Origin of the sequence: Stenotrophomonas sp. GbtcB23, assembly GCF_019091045.1 — a bacterium.
In the GTDB taxonomy this organism is placed as follows: domain Bacteria; phylum Pseudomonadota; class Gammaproteobacteria; order Xanthomonadales; family Xanthomonadaceae; genus Stenotrophomonas; species Stenotrophomonas rhizophila_A.
Window position 1 is genome coordinate 1 of sequence record NZ_JAGXKC010000629.1, and the last position, 241, is coordinate 241.

1 pseudogene is annotated in these 241 nt (G+C 73.9%); it reads left to right on the forward strand.

Annotated elements, in window-relative coordinates:
* Positions 1-241: pseudogene (locus tag KVS69_RS20370) on the forward strand (propionate catabolism operon regulatory protein PrpR); the annotation flags it as partial.

Consider the following 241-nt stretch of genomic DNA (forward strand, 5'->3'; position numbering starts at 1 on the left):
TCCCGGCGCGCCCTCTATTCCCGCCACGCCGCACTGCGGATCGCCCTCCCTACCCTGCGCGGGCGCCCGCAGGACGTGCCGATGCTGCTGGAGCACTTCTTCCAGCAGTTGGGCCAGCGCCCTTCGCCGCTGGAGGCGGCCGCCACCGAGCGCCTGTGCGGGTATGCCTGGCCGGGCAACGTGCGCGAACTTCGCAACCTGGTTGACGGCGCGCGCATCCCGCGGCGGATGGCCCAGGGGG